The following is a 17,072-nucleotide window of genomic DNA, read 5'->3' on the forward strand; positions in this document are numbered from 1 at the left end:
CGATGACGCGAGGCCGCATCATGGCGATTTTTCTCAGCATGCTTGCCGCCCCTGCGGGCGCGGCCGTGATCTACGACAATCACGGCCTGCGGGTCGACGTGGCGACCGAGAGCCGCAACGATTGGAACACCGGCCAGCGCCAGAACACCCGCCAGACGACCATCACGTTCCAAGGCAATAAGCTCTGCGGCCCAGATGTCGGCAAGCTGCTGTACCCCAGCGGCAAGGAAACCTCCGCCCGAGCCTTCTTCTGCGCGGGCAATGCCAAGGCGCTGGAAACCGACGCCGTGCTGGCCTACTTCAACAGCTCCAGTGCCAACGCCGTGCTGGCCCACTTGCAGGTTGTCGACGGTGCGCTGCGCGTGAACCGGCTGGCGCTGTCCGCCAACCCTGACCGCGACCGGGTCAACGGCACCCGCTTTGAAGCGGCGCGCGTGCCTGGCTGGACACGGGTGGAAACCGCCTGGAACGAAACGGTCCTGATCCGCCACGCGCCGCTCAAGGCGCTAAACCTGGGCGCCGGCAAGCTGTTGGACGTGGACGCAGACGTGGCGTATCTCGCCATTCCGCCAGGGCGCGATGTCGTCGTGGTGCAACCTGCAACGCAGATCAAGGACGCCCACGGCTATCTGCAATACGTACCCGAAGTCACCAAGTTCGTGGATGCACCGCTGGCGTTTCGCGCGGTGCGCATGAGCGATGGCCGCGAACTGGCCCGCCTGGATGTCAAAGACACCTGCCTGGCGCTGCCAGCCATCGAATTCAATCAGCCCGACCCGCTCTATCCGTCTTCGTCCCGCCCCGACGTGGCATTCGACGACGTGCCCGCCTGGCGTGCCCGCACGCTGCAACTGTCGCAGACAGCGGGCCGCGCCACGCTGCGTTTGCAGCCGGGCGTGGCCTTGCCGGCCAAGGCCAATTGCAAGCCCGGCTGATCGCCTGCGCCGCGTTCAGATCAGGAACTGGCGGTACGCCTCATTACCCGTTTCCTCGAAGTGGGCATAGCCCAATTGCAAGAGAAAGGCGTCGAGTGCCGCGCTGTCGGCCAGCGGCGCCTGGATGCCCACCAGCGCCGAACTGAAGTCCGCACCCTGATTACGGTAATGGAACAGGCTGATGTTCCAGTTGGGCGCCATCTCGGACAGGAACTTCATCAGTGCGCCGGGGCGTTCCGGAAACTCGAAGCGGAACAAGCGTTCGCCGCCCGCCAAGGGCGACCGTCCGCCCACCATGTAGCGGATGTGCTGCTTGGAGGTCTCGTTGTGCGTCAGGTCGCTGGCGGAAAATCCTTGCTCTTCCAGGGCCGCCATGATGTCGGCCGCTTCCCCACGACGCGCAATCTGCATGCTGACGAAGATATGCGCGGTGCGCGCGTCGGCGATGCGATAGTTGAATTCGGTCACGCTGCGCTGCCCAATGACGCGGCAAAAGCGGCGAAAGCTCCCGCGTTCCTCCGGCACGGTCACGGCAAAGACCGCCTCGCGCGCCTCGCCGACCTCGGCGCGATCCGCCACGAAACGCAGACGGTCGAAGTTCATGTTGGCGCCCGACGTGATCGCCACCATCGACAAGCCTTGCGCGCCTTCACGTTCCACGTATTGCTTCAGCCCTGCCACGGCCAGCGCGCCGGCCGGCTCCAACACGCTGCGCGTGTCCAGGAACACGTCCTTGATCGCGGCGCAGACCGCATCGGTGTCCACCAGGATCACTTCGTCCAGGAACTCGCGGCATAGGCGGAACGTTTCCTCGCCCACCAACTTGACTGCCGTGCCATCAGAGAACAGCCCCACTTCAGGCAAATTGACCCGCGCGCCAGCGCGCAACGATTGCGCCATCGCACACGAATCCTCGGTCTGCACGCCAATCACCTTCACCGACGGGTCCACCGATTTCACGTAAGCCGACACACCGGCCGCCAGGCTTCCGCCGCCGATCGGCACGAACACCGCGTGCAGGGGCCCGACATGCTGGCGCAGGATCTCCATGCCCACGGTGCCCTGGCCCGCGATCACGTAAGGGTCGTCGAACGCGGGGATGAAGGTCAGGTCCTGTTGCTGCGCCAGCGTCTGGGCGTGCGCATAGGCATCACTGTAGGAATCTCCCGCCTGCACCACGGTGACGGTGGGGCCGCCGTGCGCGCGCACCGCGTCCACTTTGACCTGCGGCGCCGTCTGCGGCACGACGATGATCGCCCGCACCCCCAGTTTGGCGGCCGCAATGGCCACGCCCTGCGCGTGGTTGCCCGCCGACGCGGTGATGACCCCACGATCCAGGGCCGCTTGCGGCGTGTTGCGCATCTTGTTGTAGGCGCCACGCACCTTGAAGGAAAAGACCGGCTGATTGTCTTCGCGCTTCAGATACACCGTATTGCCCAGCCGCGCCGACAGGCCACGGGCGGGGTCCAGCTCCGTTTCCCGGGCGATGTCGTAGATGCGGGCGGTCAGGATCTGCCGCAGGTATTCCATCGGTATGGCGTTGCCGTGTTGGAATCCGGTCGTATCGGTGGGGCTGGCTTGCATGGGGTTCTCTGCTTGGGAAGACTTGGCCCGGCAGAGGCGGAAACAAAAAACCCGCCTCGTGGGGCGGGTGGCTGTGACTGACTGCGGTCGCGCGCTAACCCACCATTCCAGGAATGATGGTAATAATCAGCGAAATGCGGACGGCGCAGGAATTCATGGACCAGAGCTTGCGCTTGGCGTGGAAATTTGTCAAATCGGGGGTGGAACGCGCCATCCATGCCATATCCGGTCCATATTGCTGCGATATCCCCCTGATAACACAGCCATTTGCAGCTATTTCCGTGCACGTCTCGCTTGTCGCGGTATTACAATAATAGGTTCGTGGCAGTCGCACCTCCCAGAATGGCTCGGAATACCCAGCCATCAAATAAAGGGTGGGCGCCCGCCAGGTTGAGCAGATCCGCGGTCCTCACGCGCCTCTGCCCATACGAACCCACTCTCGACAACATCTACCGGCGTACGCCGCATAGCATGTTCGGGTTTGCGCCTAGCGCCACCGCCGAACAGATTCAAGGATCATGTCTCTTACTCCGAAGATTATCTATACCCTCACCGACGAAGCTCCGGCGCTTGCAACCCGTTCACTGCTTCCCATCGTCCAGGCTTTCGCCAAGCCCGCAGGCATCACGGTCGAGACCCGCGACATCTCTCTGGCCGGCCGCATCATCGCCCTCTTCCCGGATTACCTCGAAGACAGCCAGAAGCTCTCGGACTCCCTGGCCGAACTGGGCGCACTCGCCGTCAAGCCCGAAGCCAACATCATCAAGCTGCCGAACATCAGCGCCTCGATGCCCCAACTGAAGGCGGCCATCAAGGAACTGCAAGACCAGGGCTACAAGCTGCCCGACTATCCGGACGCCCCCGCCAACGACACGGAACGCGACGTCAAGGCGCGCTACGACAAGGTCAAAGGCAGCGCCGTGAACCCGGTCCTGCGTGAAGGCAACTCCGACCGCCGCGCGCCGCTGTCGGTCAAGAACTACGCCCGCAAGCACCCGCACAAGATGGGCGCCTGGTCCGCCGACTCGAAGTCGCACGTGGCACACATGTCCGAAGGCGATTTCTACGGCACCGAAAAGTCGGCCCTGATCGCCGAGGCCGGCGACGTCAAGATCGAACTGACCGCTGCTGACGGCACGAAGACCGTGCTGAAGGAAAAGACCCCGGTCAAGGCTGGCGAGATCATCGACGCCGCGGTCCTGTCCACGGCCAAGCTGAAGTCCTTCCTGCAAGCCCAGATCGACGACGCGCGCGCCACCGGCGTGCTGTTCTCGGTGCACCTGAAGGCCACGATGATGAAGGTCTCCGACCCCGTCATCTTCGGCCACGTCGTGTCCGTGTTCTACAAGGACGTGCTGGCCCGCCACGCCGATGTGCTCAAGCAAGCCGGTTTCGATGCCAACAACGGCATCGGCGACCTGTACGCCAAGATCCAATCGCTGCCGGCTGACCAGCAAGCCGCGATCACGGCCGACATCGATGCCGCCTACAAGACCCTGCCGCAACTGGCGATGGTGAATTCCGACAAGGGCATCACCAACCTGCACGTGCCCAGCGACGTCATCGTCGACGCCTCCATGCCCGCGATGATCCGCGACTCGGGCAAGATGTGGAACGCCGAAGGCCAGTTGCAAGACACCAAGGCCGTCATTCCCGACCGTAGCTACGCTGGCGTCTATCAAGCCGTCATCGACGACTGCAAGCGCAATGGCGCCTTCAATCCGGTCACGATGGGCAGCGTGCCCAACGTCGGCTTGATGGCACAAGCCGCCGAAGAATACGGCTCCCACAACAAGACGTTCGTGGTGCCGGCCGCCGGCACCGTGCGCGTGACCGATGCCTCGGGCAAGGTCCTGCTGGAACAAGCCGTCGAAGCCGGCGACCTCTGGCGCATGTGCCAGACCAAGGACGCCGCGATCCAGGATTGGGTCAAGCTGGCCGTTGCCCGTGCCCGCGCCAGCAAGACGCCGGCCGTCTTCTGGCTGGACGAAAAGCGCGCCCACGACGCCCAGGTCATCGCCAAGGTCAAGCAGTACCTGAACGACCACGACACCGCCGGCCTGGACCTGCGCATTCTGGACCCGGTTGAGGCCACCAAGTTCTCGGTCAAGCGCATCCGCGCAGGCCTGGACACGATCTCGGTCACCGGCAACGTGCTGCGCGACTATCTGACCGACCTGTTCCCCATCATGGAACTGGGCACCAGCGCCAAGATGCTGTCGATCGTGCCGCTGGTTGCCGGTGGCGGCCTGTTTGAAACGGGCGCCGGCGGTTCGGCGCCGAAGCACGTGCAGCAGTTCCTGGAAGAAGGCTTCCTGCGCTGGGATTCGCTGGGCGAGTTCATGGCGCTGGCCGAATCGCTGGACCATCTGGGCCGCGCGTACAAGAACCCGACTGCCCAGATCCTGGCCAAGACGCTGGATCAGGCAACCGCCAAGTTCCTGGACGAAAACAAGTCGCCGGATCGCAAGGTCGGTGGCCTGGACAACCGTGGCAGCCACTTCTACCTGGCCATGTATTGGGCCCAGGCCGTGGCCGCGCAAACCGAAGACCGCGCACTGGCAGCCCAGTTCGCGGGCGCGGCAGGCGCATTTGCCGAAAGCGAAGCCAAGATCGTGGCTGAGCTGAAGGCGGCCCAAGGCAAGCCGGTCGACATCGGCGGCTACTACCAGCCGAACGAAGACAAGGCCAGCCAGGCCATGCGCCCCAGCGCAACGCTAAACCAGGTGCTGGCCTCGATCGGCTAAGCACGACGGCTTGGCGGCCAGCGGCCGCCATGACGAAAAAAAACCGACGCTCATTCAAGGGCGTCGGTTTTTTTTTCATGATGACGACTATGGGCGGGATTCGCTGCGCCGCAGTTGGCGCACCTGCAAGCATTGCACCACCACCGGTATCAACGACAGGCCGATGATGATCACCGACACCCAGTGCAGGTTCGCGCGCACCCACGCGATTGACCCCAGCCAGTAACCCGCCAGCAGCATCGACGCACACCACAGCACGGCGCCGACGATGTTGTAGGCATAGAACGTGCGGCGCGGCATTTGCGACAGCCCGGCGACGAACGGCGCCACGGTTCGCACGATAGGCACGAAGCGGGCCACGGTGATGGTCATCGCGCCATAGCGGGAAAAGTAATCGCGTGCGCGCGCCATGTGAGCGGGTTTGATCCAGCGGCTGCGGGCCAGGCGTTGCCCCCAGGACGAGGACGCGATCATGAAGTTGACGGCGTCGCCGGCGATGGCCGCCGCCGTGATCACAGCCAGCGACACCCAGGGTTCAATCCCCGCCAAGCCTAAAAATGCGCCTGCCGCGAACAACAGCGAATCGCCGGGCAGGAACGGCATCACGACCAATCCGGTCTCCACGAAAATAACACCAGCGATGATGAAGGTGCCCAGGACCCAGTTCTGCGCCAAGAGCGCCATCAGGCCATGTTCACTCGTCAACCAGGAAAACAGTTCAGTCATGCTCATCAATGAATATCAAGGATTGGTATGCCGCAAAGCCGCGGACGGATAAGGCGTGATCACTGCGCCGCCGGTGCGCTCTTGCACATTCGTTGACGGAACGCCGCATCAATGTCGATACGCCAGACCGTCCATTTATCGTTCGAGATTCGCGCGGGCACGCCGTGCAGGACGGGATAGCGCTGGGCATCGTCATCCCTGCCCCAGATCCAGAACCGTGCTCCGTTCGCCGCCCCGCACATGCGCGCGCCCATTTCCGCGTCGCCAATCAGTACCCGCTTGCCCATCGCCGGATCGAATATCGCCGCGTCGTAAAGCTCCTTGCGCCAGTTGTCGCGCTTCGGAATCTCGGGGTTCGTCCAGTCGTCGACAATCCAGGCCGGTTCGTTCGCCTTCGTGTAGAAGCCCAGATCGAACGGCAGCGTGTGCAATGCGATCTGCGTGTCTTGCGCGCGCATCTCGGCGCGCAATTCGTTCATCGTCGGGCCGGCGCTGCCGCGCGGGTTGGAGGCGGCCACAATGATCGCAACCAGGCAGATGACCATCGCCACCACCACCGCGACACCCGCGCCGCGTCGCTTGCCCGCGGCCCAGGCTGGGGCGATGCGTTCACTGATCAGCAGCGCCAACGGCGGAAATACCGGCAGCACATAGCCGATCAGCTTGGACTGCGGAATGGAGAAGAACACCAGCACCACGGCGATCCAGATCGCCATCAGGCGCCGCAAGCCCTGCGGGTCGGCCTCGCGCCAGAACGCGGGTTTGAAGAGCGCCGCGCCCCAGATCGACCACGGCAGCGCCAAGCCGATCACGATCGGCAGATAGAACCAAAACGGTTGCGCGTTGTTGAAACCGCTTTGCGCGAAGCGTTCAAAATGCTGATAGACGAAGAAGTAATGGTAGAAGCCCGGAAACTTCACCTGCATCAACCAAAACCAGGGCACCGCCACCACGGCGAAGGCGAGCAAGGCGGGAATCCAGAGCAAGGCGCGCATGCCGCGCCAGTCGCGGCGCAACAGCAGCCAGGCCAGCACGATCGCGCCGGGCAGCGCCAGGCCGATCAAGCCCTTGGCCAGCACCGCCAGCGCCGCCAGCACACCGGTTGCGATCGACATGGCGCGAAAAGGCCGCCCTTCGGCGCGGCGCAAGGCCGTGTCGGCCGCGGCCAGCACGCACAGCGTGATCATGCTGGCCACCAGCATGTCCATGTTGGCGAATTGGGCCGCGCCAAAGAACAGCGGCATCAACCCCAGGATGACGACCGCCCAGCGCGCCTGCGCCACATTGCGATACCGCGACACGAATACGTAAAGCCCGGCGCCCGCGCTCCAGGCGCCCAGCAGCGAGGGCACGCGCGCGCTGAATTCGTGCACGCCAAACAATGCATAACTGATTTGCGCCAGCCAGTAATACAGCGGCGGCTTATGGAAATACGGCATGCCGTCCAGCAGCGGCACCATCGGCGAATGGCTGCGCAGCATCTCCCAGGCCACGCCGGCGTAGCGCCCCTCGTCGGGCAAGGTCAGCCAGCGCGCCCAGGCCAGCGCGGCCAGCCACAGGGCCAGGCATAACAGCACCAGCCAACCGGGAAAGGCCTTTTGCAGGCTGACCGGGCGGACGGCGGCGGGCGTCATGACCGCGCTCACGCCCGGCGCTCCGCTTGGGCGCGTGCGGCAGCGCGGCCGATATGACGGGACAGAAGGGTCGGACAAGACTCGAATGGCATCGGATTTCGGGAAATGGGCGTGCACAAGAACGGGAAGCTGGCGCCATTATCGAAAGCCGCCCGTCGATTTCTCATGAAATTTCGGGCCCAACTTCGCTTTTTCAGCCGTCCGCAGGCTGAAAGCGCCCTTATTTCGACGCCGCCAGCCGGTCCAGGCGCAAGCGCCCTCGCTCGTCCGTCAGCCGCCGCATGGCGCCGTACGCTGCGCCCATCGCTGCCATGCCGCTGGCGCCGCACAGCAAGAACATCAGCAGGATCTGATACTTGGCGGCATCGATCGGGTCCATACCTGCGATGATCTGGCCGGTCATGATGCCCGGCAGCGTGATGATGCCCGCCGCCGACATCTGATTGATGCTGGGCACGATGCCGCGCCGCACCGATTCGCGCAGCAAGGAAGAAAACGCCTGATGCGGCGTGGCTCCCAGCGACAGGCGGGCTTCGATCGCCAGTTTTTCCCGGCGCACGCCCGACAGCACCCCGTCCAGCGCCAGGCTGGCGGCGTTCAATACGCTGCCCAGCACGATACCGACCAGGGCGATGACATAGCGCGGGTCGTACCAGGGGTCGGGGCGCAATGCGGTGTTCAGGATGAACATCGCCGTGATCAAGGTGGTGGCCGCCACCGCCAACGTGCCGACCCACCCATTGCCGTGCCCAGCCAACCTTGCCTTGGGCCTGGCAGCCACCTCGCGCGCGGCCAACGCCATCATCACGGCTACGACCAGAGCGGTGAGCCAGGGCGCGGCATGCGCGAACACCACCCGCAGGATATGGCCCACCAGCAGCAGCTGCACAACGGTGCGCACCGCCGCCCACAAGACCTGCCGCTGCAGGTTCAGCCGCAGCGCAAAAGAAATCGCCGCGCACAGCAGCACCAGGCAAGACGCGATCACCAGATCCAGCGCCTGCAACTTGATTACGTCCATAAGGGCTCCAGTCTGCCCGCTTCCATCCGCCAGCGGCGCCGCGCCAGACGCTGCGCCTGCTCGGGGCTATGCGTCACCATCAGGATCGCCGCGCCGCCGTCCAGATAGCGCTGCAGCGCCGCCTCGACACGCCCGGCCGCCGCCTGGTCCAGCGCTGCCGTTGGCTCGTCCAGCAGCAGCACGCGCGGCGCCTGCGCCAGTGCGCGCACCAAACCCAAGCGCTGGCGTTCGCCCGTGGAAAGCTCGTGCACCAAGCCATCCAATTTTTCCGCAGGCAGCCCTAGCGTCTGCATCAAGCTCTGGGCTTGCGCGCGGTCCGTGAAGTGCGGCGCGACATGGTCGTCCCACCAGCCCGCTTCGGCCTGGCAGTACACCACCTTGCGCCGCCATTCAAACCCGCGCATCGCGGAGCGGCGGACGCCATCCAGTTCGACTTCGCCGTGGCCGGGGTCCAGGTCTGCCACCTGGCGCAGCAAGAGCGACTTGCCCGAACCGGAGGGCCCGCTGATGGCCGCGCATTCGCCTGCCGCGAGATCCAGGCTGACCGGGGACAAGCGCTGGCTATAGACACCGCGCAGCCGCAGCACGGGGGCAGCTTCAACCATGCGCGCGGCCCTCGCGTGCGCCTTCTGAATGGGCTGGGGACAAACCGGACCTCCTTTTCGACAGGACTGACGCACGATAACCCGCAAAGCACGTCGGCGGCCTCCCGCCATCTAGAGAATAGAAAAACTATTCTCTAAACAAAGAACTAATCGTTTCCGAATTGAAACTTCAATGCATACCATTCCTGATCTTTCCGGATGCGTGTTTAGCGCAACTACATCGATCACCTGAATGGACCCTATGTCTCAGCATTCCGAATCCCCTCGGGCCCGCAGGGCGGCCAATCGCAGGCTCGCATTGGCCACCCTGCTTGGGCTTGCCGCGATCGGCGGCCTGTATCTCTATGACGCCCAGCGCAAGGCCGCCATCGCGGCGCAAACGGCCGCGGTTGCCGACCCGGCGCCCGTGCCCGTCGTCGTCGCGCTCGCCCGCAGCCAAACGGTGCCGCAGCGCTTGCAGGCGATCGGCACCGTGGTTGCGGACCAGCAAGTTCTCGTCGCGTCCGAAATCTCCGGCCGCATAACGGCAATCCACTTCGCAAGCGGCCAGCATGTGACGGCAGGGATGCCGCTGGTGCAATTGAACGACGGGCCCATTCAACGCGAATTGGAGCGTCACCGCGCCTCGGCCATGCTGGCCCGAGCCAATCTGGCGCGCGCCAAGCGTCTGCACGGCCAAACCATGTCCAGCGCCGAATACGAGCAGCATGTGGCCGCCTACGCCCAATCGCGCGCCCAGGTCGCCCAAAGCGAGGAGGACGCCGCGCATCGCCTGGTGCGCGCGCCCTTCACCGGAACCCTGGGGCTGCGTCAAGTCAATCTGGGCCAGTACGTCGAGGCGGGAACGCCATTGGCCACGCTGACCGATACGCGCGTGCTGCACGTGGATTTCACCTTGCCGGACCGGCACCGGTCCGCCCTGCTGCTGGGCCTGGACGTCTCCATCGCCAGCAGCGCCGGCGCGCCGCTGGCCGGCAAGCTCACCGCCATTGATCCGCAAGGAAACGCCGGCGATCGCACCGTACAGCTGCGCGCCACGCTCGGCGCCGATGCGGCGGGAACGTTGTGGCCGGGCGCCTACGCGCCTGTCACCGTGACGCTGCCCTCCGCACCCGTCACGATCACCGTGCCCGCCGCCGCGGTGCAAAGCAGCTTGTCCGGCGACACGGTCTTTGCCGTGCAAGGAAGCGGCAAAGATGCCCGCGCCCGCTTGATCTCCGTGCAGACCGGCGCGCGCCAGGATGGCGTTGTCGCGCTGTCGGCCACCGCACTGCGCGACGGAGACCTGGTCGTCATCGCCGGCCAGTTGAACATCCAGGACGGCTCCCCCGTCCTGGCGCGCCACGCCGACTGAGTCCGCCATGCCATTCACTGACTTCTTTATCCGCCGCCCGGTCCTGACAACCGCTTTCGCCCTGCTGATCGCATTGGTCGGCCTGCGCGCGCTCTTCGACCTGCCGCTGCGGCAGTACCCGCGCATCGAAAGCGCCGTCATTACCGTCACCACGGAATACCCGGGCGCATCCGCCGACCTGATGCAGGGCTTTGTCACCACCACGCTTGCGCAGGCCGTCGCAACCACGCAGGGCGTGCAATACCTGACCTCGTCGTCCGACCAGGGCCGCAGCACCATCAACGCGTACCTGCGCCTGAACGCCAACTCCGACACTGCGCTGACCGAAGTCCTGGCAAAGGTCAACGAAGTGCGGTATCTGCTGCCCGACGACGCCTATGATCCGGTGGTGCAACGCCAGTCTCCCGGCGCGATCGGCGTGGTCTATGCGGGATTCACTGCGCCCGAGGGCCAACCGTTGACAGGCATCACCGACTACCTGATGCGCGTCGCCCGTCCCATGCTGACCACAGTCGACGGCGTAGCCGCGGTGAACGTGCTGGGCGCTCAGGCGCTGTCGATGCGTATCTGGCTGGACCCGCTACGCATGGGCGCCCATGGCATCACGGCGGCCGATGTCGAATCCGCGCTGCGGAGCAACAACTACCAGGCGGCGCCGGGCCAGTTGCGCGACGCCCTGGTGGTCAGCAACGTGCGGGCGGACACCAGCCTGAACAGCGTCGAGGGCTTCCGTGAACTCGTCGTCAAGCGAGGCGCCAGCCTGGTGCGGCTGCAAGACATCGCAACCGTGGAAATCGGCGCCCAGAACCGCAACCAGATCGCCGGCATGAACGGCGAACCGGCCGTATACCTGGAAGTCATGGCGACGCCCGGCGGCAACCCGCTGACGATATCCCGTGAAGCCCGCCGCATTCTGAACAGCCTGGACCTGCCGGCCGGCGCCAAGATGGCGATCCCCTACGACGTCACGGTCTTCATCGACGCCGCGATCGGCAATGTTCTGGGAAAGTTCGGCATCGCGAGCCTGGAGGTCGTACTGGTGATCTTCATTTTCCTGGGCTCGTTGCGCGCTGTGGCCGTACCGGTCTTGAGCATCCCGCTGTCCTTGCTAGGCGCGGCGGCGATCATGCTGGCGCTGGGCTACAGTCTGAACCTGCTGACGTTGCTGGCAATGGTGCTTGCCATCGGCCTGGTCGTGGACGACGCGATCGTGGTGGTGGAAAACGTGCACCGGCGCATGGAAGAAGGCGAGTCCCCGCGCGACGCCGCCATCCATGGCGCGCGCGAAATCGTCGGTCCGGTGCTGACTATGGCCGCGACGCTGGTCGCCGTGTACGCGCCGCTGGGGCTGATCGGCGGTCTGACAGGTGCGTTGTTCAGCGAGTTCGCCTTCACGCTGGCCGCAGCCGTCTGCGTGTCCGCCGTCGTCGCCCTGACCGTGTCGCCCATGGTGGCCTCCAAGCTGTTGCGCCGGCAAGCGCCCAGCCGCTATGCCGTTGCCGTGGAGCACGCCACCGCAAAACTCATCGGCGCGTATGACCGCTTGCTGGGCCGCGTCCTGCGCGACACCCGGCTCACCCTGCTGGTCGGCGCCGGCGTGCTGGCCAGCCTGCCTATTCTGTTCAACGGCCTGCAATCGGAACTGGTGCCCGCCGAAGACCAGGGCGAAATCATTGTCGACATGAAGGCCCCCCAAGCCAGCAGCCTGGAGTTCCTGGAAGGCGAGGCCAAACGCGTGGAGGCCGCGCTGCTTGCGTTGCCGGAAGCCGCCAACGTGTACATGGTGTCCGGCATGGGCGGCGCGCTGAACAAGGGCTGGGCGGGCGCGATGCTGACGCCTTGGGCCGACCGCAAGCGCGATGCCGCCGCCATCATGGCCGACCTGCAAGCCGCCTTGCCTGGCATAGAGGGCATTGCGGGATCCGCCTTTCTGCCCGCGCCCTTGCCCGGGTCCGTCGGCGGGTTCCCGGTGCAATTCGTGGTGTCTTCCCCCGCCGGTCACCAAGCCGTCTACGAGGCCATTGAGAAGGTCAAGGACGCTGCGCGCCGCAGCGGAAAGTTCGCCTTCGTGGACTCCGACCTGATCTTCAGCAATCCCGCCACGCTGGTGCGGATAGACCGACCCAAGGCCCACGACCTGGGCCTGAGCATGAAAGAGATCGGCGACACGCTGGGCCGCCTGGTCGGCGAATCCTACGTCAACCGCTTCGGCGCCCAGGGCCGCTCGTACGACGTGATTCCGCAGGCGCCGCGCCACTTGCGCCTGACAGCCGAATCCTTGGACCTGTTCCACGTACGCACGGCCAGCGGCGGGCACGTGCCGCTATCGACGGTCGTCTCACTGGAAAATGGCGTCGAAGCCAATGCGCTGACGCAATTCAACCAGCTCAACAGCGCCACGCTGGTCGCCGTCCCCGCGCCCGGCGTGCCCTTGGGGCAAGCCGTCGGCTTCCTGCAAGGCGAGGCCGCCAGCCTGCCCGCCGGGTTCCAGACCAGCTTCTTGGGCGAATCGCGCCAGTATCTGGAGGAGCAAGGCGGTTTTGCCCTGACTTTCGCCTTTGCACTGGTATTCATTTTCCTGGTCCTGGCCGCGCAATTCGAAAGCGCGCGCGACCCGCTGCTGATCCTGACCACGGTTCCACTCGCCGCGTGCGGCGCATTGGCAGCCATGTTCTTCGGCTTGGGAACATTGAACATCTACACGCAGATCGGACTGGTCACGCTGATTGGCTTGATCACCAAACACGGCATCCTGATTGTGGAGTTCGCCAATGTCGAGCAACGGACCAAAGGGCGGGACCGCGTGCAGGCTGTGCGTGCCGCGGCGGCGACCCGCATCCGCCCCATCCTGATGACCACGGCAGCCATGGTGGGCGGCCTGATGCCGCTGCTGTTCGCGAACGGAGCCGGCGCCGGCAGCCAGCGGGCGATCGCCACGGTCCTTGTGGTCGGACTGCTGGTGGGCACGCTGTTCACGTTGTTCGTGCTACCGGCCGTTTACGCCCGGTTCGGCCGAGACCTATCCGGCACGTCCGCCGCGGCCCGCCCGGACCGCGCCGCTGCCCCCACTCCCGCTTTGCCCGGAAACCCCTGACATGCCTTCCCTCTTCCTTTCCCCGCCACTCCGCCTGACCCTTGGGCTGGCGGCGCTGGCGCTGGCCGGCTGCTCCCTCCCGCCCGCTTACATGCCCGACACCGGCGCGGTTCCATCGCACTACAAACAGTCGCAGGCTGACCTGGATGGCCCCTGGCAACCGGCATCGCCAGCCGACGACGTCCTGCGCGGCGCATGGTGGAACGTCTTTCAAGACCCCGCACTGAACGCGCTGCAAGCCGCGGCGCAAGATGCCAATCCGACGTTGCAAGCCGCCTACGCGAGATTGCAGCAGTCGCGCGCCCAGCATCGCCTGGCACGTGCCTCGCTGTTTCCAAGGCTGGACGTCGGGTTCGGCCCAACGCGGCAGCGGGAGTCCCCCGCGTCGCAAGGCGCGCCCGATGACGGGAACGCCGCGCATTCGACGCTGTGGCGAACCGAGGGCGCGGTGGCCTACGAAGTCGACCTGTTCGGCCGCGTGGCATCGACCATTAGCGCGGCTGCCGCCGACATGGACCAGATAGGCGCGCTGTACCGCCTGATCTTGCTGGCCCTGCAGGCCGACCTCGCCGATGCCTATTTCCTGATCCGCGAGCTGGACGCGGACCTGTGCGTCTACCAACGCACGCTTGCGCTGCGGGAACGCAGTTATCAGTTGAGCCGCATCCGCCATGAAGGCGGCGACGCAGACGAGCGGGATGTCGCCCGCGCCCGGCAAGAGTGGGAAAGCGCCCGCGCCGACGCCTTGGGCGCAGAGCGGCAGCGAGCGAATGCCGAACACGCGCTGGCCGTCCTGATCGGCAAAGCGCCCGCCGACTTCAGTTTGCCGCGCTCTCCCCTGACCCGCATCGCCGTTTCCGTGCCGGCCGGCTTGCCGTCTGCCCTGCTGGAACGCCGGCCGGACATCGCCGCCGCTGAACGCGCCATGGCGGCAGCCTACGCCCGCGTCGGCGCGGCCCGGGCGGCATTCTTCCCCAGGCTGGAATTGACAGGAGCGGCCGGATTCGAGTCCGCCGACCTGAGCCAATTGTTCCAATGGTCCAGCCGGACCTTCCTGCTGGGTCCATTCCTGGGCACCGCCCTGACGCTGCCCGTTCTTGATGGCGGCAAGCGCCAGGCCGGCATCGACGTGGCGCAGGCGGTCCTGGAAGAAGAGACGGCCCGCTACCGCGAGACGCTCCTCAATGCGTTCAGGGAAGTCGAAGACAACCTCGCCTCCCTGCGCCTGCTTGCCCCCCAGCAGGCGGCGCAAGACAACGCCCGACAGGCGGCCGAACGGTCTGCCGAGTTGTCCCGTCTGCAATATGAAACCGGCACCCATACGCAATTGGACGTCATCGAAGCGGACCGGACGCTGTTGCAGCAAGAACTGGCCACCGCCAGGCTGAACGGAGAGCGGGCGCGTGCCACGGTGCGGTTGATCCGCGCCTTGGGCGGCGGCTGGGACACGCCGCTGCCCGGCGCACCGGCCGATTCCGCCGCCCGCGCGATGGTCAGTGCGCCGCCAGCATCGAACGCTCTGGCGCCGGCTCCGCCGCTTCGGCCTTCACCCAATCGATGAACGCCTGCACTTCCGGCCGGGCTACAGCATCCTGCCGGCTGACGATGTAGTACGCAAAACGCGCGGGCCACGGGCGGTCCAGCGCCAGCGCCAGCCGGCCCGATTCGATGTCTTCGCGCGCATGCGTGTCTTGCACCAGGGCAATGCCCTGGCCGGTGCCGGCGGCGCGCAGCAGTAGCAGGTCGTCTTCAAAGCTTGGGCCTCGTTGCGCATCGGCACCGGCGTCCACGCCATGCGCCTGCAGCCACAGCGCCCAATCGGCGCGGTCGGAATCCTGCAACAACGGGTATTTCAGGCAATCCTCGGCGGACCGGATGGCCGGGCCTTGCGCCAGCAGGGCTGGACTGGCCACCGGCAACAGCACGGGCGTCATCAGCCTGAACGTCGACAAGCCCGGGTAATGCCCCAGGCCATGACGCAACGCGACGTCGATGCGGTCGCGCTTGAAGTCCACCAGCTTGGACGACGCTTCCACCCGGACCTCGATATCGGGATACAGCGCCGAAAACCTGCCGATGCGCGGCACCAGCCAGGACGATGCGAACGACGGCACCGTGCTGACGGTCAGCGTGCGCTGGGCCCCGTGGGATTCCAGCAGCGACAGCGATTTTTCGATCTGGTCGAAGGCGCGCAGCAACCCTGGATAGGCGCTGGCGCCGGCCAGCGTGAGCCGCACGCCATGACGCTCGCGCACGAACAGCGCCAAACCCAACCGGTCTTCCAGCAGGCGGATCTGCTGGCTGACGGCGCCCGGCGTCACGCCCAAGGCCTCGGCGGCGGCTTTGAGGCTGCCCAGGCGCGCGGTCTCGGTAAAGGCTCGCAAGGCAAGCAATGGCAGCACCGCACCCATGACGAATTCCTTTAGAAAAACTAACTTCTTATTTCGGCAAGAATATCATAGACAGCGAATAAAAACGCCAGTTCTATGGAAGCTTCCTGATCTCCAGAAAGATAGTCAGACTAAAATCAAAACAGCCCGCTCGAAGGCGGGCTGCTTCCGGCGACGCCAGGCCGCAAGCGGCCATACCATCAAAGCATATGCGCCAGGAATTCCCGGCTGCGCGCATGCTGCGGCGCCCGGAAAAACTCCGCGGACGGCGCCTCTTCCACGATGCGGCCTTCATCCATGAAAATGACGCGGTGCGCCACTTCACGGGCAAAGCCCATTTCGTGCGTGACGACCAGCATGGTCATGCGCTCGTCGGCCAACTGCTTCATCGTGCGCAACACTTCGCCGGTCAGTTCAGGATCCAGCGCGGAAGTGGGCTCGTCGAACAGCATGATGTCGGGTTCCATCGCCAGCGCGCGGGCAATCGCCACGCGCTGCTTCTGGCCGCCCGACAGGCGTGTGGGATAGTTGTCCCGCTTATTCAGCAGGCCGACCTTGCGCAGCAGTTCTTCCGCTTTGGGAATGATCTGCGCCTTCGTCATGCCCTTCACGGTGATCGGCGCTTCGATGATGTTTTGCAGCACCGTCATGTGCGGAAACAGGTTGAACGACTGGAACACCATGCCCATCTTGCGGCAAATGCGGCGCACATCGGCGTCGCTGGCGTACTGGCTGCGGCCGCCGTCAACCGCGCGGGCCATGACCTCGCCTTCGACCTCGATACTGCCTTCGTCGATGGTTTCCAGGTGGTTCAGGCAACGCAGGAACGTGCTTTTGCCCGACCCCGACGGGCCGATCACCGCCACGACTTCACCTTGGCCCAGCGTCAACGACACCTGATCCAGCACGCGGTTCGAGCCGAACGACTTGTTGATGTTGCGGGCCTGGATCATGACCGGGCGCGCGCCCTGGGCGTCAGCGC

At 65.3% G+C, this 17,072-nt stretch carries 12 protein-coding genes; 5 read left to right on the top strand and 7 right to left on the bottom strand.

Annotated features, from left to right (window positions below; all coding sequences use genetic code 11):
* Nucleotides 1-2: 2 nt before the first annotated feature.
* Complete coding sequence (locus tag HV753_RS03980) at nucleotides 3-935, top strand: hypothetical protein (RefSeq protein WP_175173106.1); 933 nt, start codon at nucleotides 3-5, stop codon at nucleotides 933-935.
* 15 nt (nucleotides 936-950) lie between these two features.
* Here HV753_RS03980 and ilvA read toward each other — a convergent pair whose 3' ends face one another.
* Nucleotides 951-2,519: a threonine ammonia-lyase, biosynthetic gene (gene ilvA, locus HV753_RS03985; protein ID WP_175173107.1), complete on the bottom strand. Its 1,569-nt coding sequence runs from the start codon at nucleotides 2,517-2,519 to the stop codon at nucleotides 951-953.
* Between the two features lie 518 nt (nucleotides 2,520-3,037).
* On the opposite strand from ilvA, the gene HV753_RS03990 reads away from it, so the two are divergent.
* Nucleotides 3,038-5,266, top strand: a complete 2,229-nt coding sequence (locus HV753_RS03990; protein WP_175173108.1) for an NADP-dependent isocitrate dehydrogenase — start codon at nucleotides 3,038-3,040, stop codon at nucleotides 5,264-5,266.
* An 87-nt stretch (nucleotides 5,267-5,353) separates the two neighbouring features.
* Here HV753_RS03990 and HV753_RS03995 read toward each other — a convergent pair whose 3' ends face one another.
* From HV753_RS03995 to HV753_RS04010, 4 genes are all read right to left on the bottom strand, one after another.
* Nucleotides 5,354-5,998, bottom strand: coding sequence for a VTT domain-containing protein (locus HV753_RS03995; RefSeq protein ID WP_175173109.1), 645 nt, complete (start codon nucleotides 5,996-5,998; stop codon nucleotides 5,354-5,356).
* 53 nt (nucleotides 5,999-6,051) lie between these two features.
* The gene (locus tag HV753_RS04000; protein WP_175173669.1) at nucleotides 6,052-7,626 is read right to left on the bottom strand and encodes an ArnT family glycosyltransferase; all 1,575 of its coding nucleotides are present in this window, start codon (nucleotides 7,624-7,626) and stop codon (nucleotides 6,052-6,054) included.
* Nucleotides 7,627-7,846: 220 nt separating this feature from the next.
* A complete protein-coding gene (locus tag HV753_RS04005) occupies nucleotides 7,847-8,647 on the bottom strand; it encodes an ABC transporter permease (protein WP_175173110.1) in 801 nt (266 codons plus the stop codon).
* Nucleotides 8,638-9,252, bottom strand: a complete 615-nt coding sequence (locus HV753_RS04010; RefSeq protein ID WP_175173111.1) for an ABC transporter ATP-binding protein — start codon at nucleotides 9,250-9,252, stop codon at nucleotides 8,638-8,640. Before HV753_RS04010 ends, HV753_RS04005 begins: the two co-directional genes overlap by 10 nt.
* Before the next feature lie 241 nt (nucleotides 9,253-9,493).
* On the opposite strand from HV753_RS04010, the gene HV753_RS04015 reads away from it, so the two are divergent.
* The 3 genes from HV753_RS04015 to HV753_RS04025 are packed head-to-tail and all read left to right on the top strand — an operon-like array spanning nucleotide 9,494 to nucleotide 15,261.
* The gene (locus tag HV753_RS04015; protein ID WP_175173112.1) at nucleotides 9,494-10,606 is read left to right on the top strand and encodes an efflux RND transporter periplasmic adaptor subunit; all 1,113 of its coding nucleotides are present in this window, start codon (nucleotides 9,494-9,496) and stop codon (nucleotides 10,604-10,606) included.
* A 7-nt stretch (nucleotides 10,607-10,613) separates the two neighbouring features.
* Complete coding sequence (locus tag HV753_RS04020; RefSeq protein ID WP_175173113.1) at nucleotides 10,614-13,700, top strand: efflux RND transporter permease subunit; 3,087 nt, start codon at nucleotides 10,614-10,616, stop codon at nucleotides 13,698-13,700.
* A gap of 1 nt (nucleotide 13,701) precedes the next feature.
* Nucleotides 13,702-15,261, top strand: a complete 1,560-nt coding sequence (locus tag HV753_RS04025; protein WP_175173114.1) for an efflux transporter outer membrane subunit — start codon at nucleotides 13,702-13,704, stop codon at nucleotides 15,259-15,261.
* Here the strand turns inward: HV753_RS04025 and HV753_RS04030 are convergent.
* Complete coding sequence (locus HV753_RS04030; protein WP_175173115.1) at nucleotides 15,194-16,111, bottom strand: LysR substrate-binding domain-containing protein; 918 nt, start codon at nucleotides 16,109-16,111, stop codon at nucleotides 15,194-15,196. The genes HV753_RS04025 and HV753_RS04030 overlap by 68 nt on opposite strands.
* A gap of 179 nt (nucleotides 16,112-16,290) precedes the next feature.
* Entirely contained in the window at nucleotides 16,291-17,043 is a 753-nt protein-coding gene (locus HV753_RS04035) for an amino acid ABC transporter ATP-binding protein (RefSeq protein ID WP_175173670.1), read from the bottom strand.
* Between the last annotated feature and the right edge of the window lie 29 nt (nucleotides 17,044-17,072).

Origin of the sequence: Achromobacter pestifer (genome assembly GCF_902859625.1) — a bacterium.
GTDB classification, from domain to species: Bacteria; Pseudomonadota; Gammaproteobacteria; order Burkholderiales; family Burkholderiaceae_B; genus Achromobacter; species Achromobacter pestifer.

Coding starts and splice junctions, on each gene's coding strand:
- HV753_RS04000 (WP_175173669.1), bottom strand. CDS start 7,626: ATGACGCCCGCCGCCGTCCGCCCGGTCAGCCTGCAAAAGGCCTTTCCC.
- HV753_RS04020 (WP_175173113.1), top strand. CDS start 10,614: ATGCCATTCACTGACTTCTTTATCCGCCGCCCGGTCCTGACAACCGCT.
- HV753_RS04035 (WP_175173670.1), bottom strand. CDS start 17,043: ATGATCCAGGCCCGCAACATCAACAAGTCGTTCGGCTCGAACCGCGTG.
- HV753_RS03995 (WP_175173109.1), bottom strand. CDS start 5,998: ATGAGCATGACTGAACTGTTTTCCTGGTTGACGAGTGAACATGGCCTG.
- HV753_RS04030 (WP_175173115.1), bottom strand. CDS start 16,111: ATGGGTGCGGTGCTGCCATTGCTTGCCTTGCGAGCCTTTACCGAGACC.
- ilvA (WP_175173107.1), bottom strand. CDS start 2,519: ATGCAAGCCAGCCCCACCGATACGACCGGATTCCAACACGGCAACGCC.
- HV753_RS04005 (WP_175173110.1), bottom strand. CDS start 8,647: ATGGACGTAATCAAGTTGCAGGCGCTGGATCTGGTGATCGCGTCTTGC.
- HV753_RS04025 (WP_175173114.1), top strand. CDS start 13,702: ATGCCTTCCCTCTTCCTTTCCCCGCCACTCCGCCTGACCCTTGGGCTG.
- HV753_RS04010 (WP_175173111.1), bottom strand. CDS start 9,252: ATGGTTGAAGCTGCCCCCGTGCTGCGGCTGCGCGGTGTCTATAGCCAG.
- HV753_RS04015 (WP_175173112.1), top strand. CDS start 9,494: ATGTCTCAGCATTCCGAATCCCCTCGGGCCCGCAGGGCGGCCAATCGC.
- HV753_RS03990 (WP_175173108.1), top strand. CDS start 3,038: ATGTCTCTTACTCCGAAGATTATCTATACCCTCACCGACGAAGCTCCG.
- HV753_RS03980 (WP_175173106.1), top strand. CDS start 3: ATGACGCGAGGCCGCATCATGGCGATTTTTCTCAGCATGCTTGCCGCC.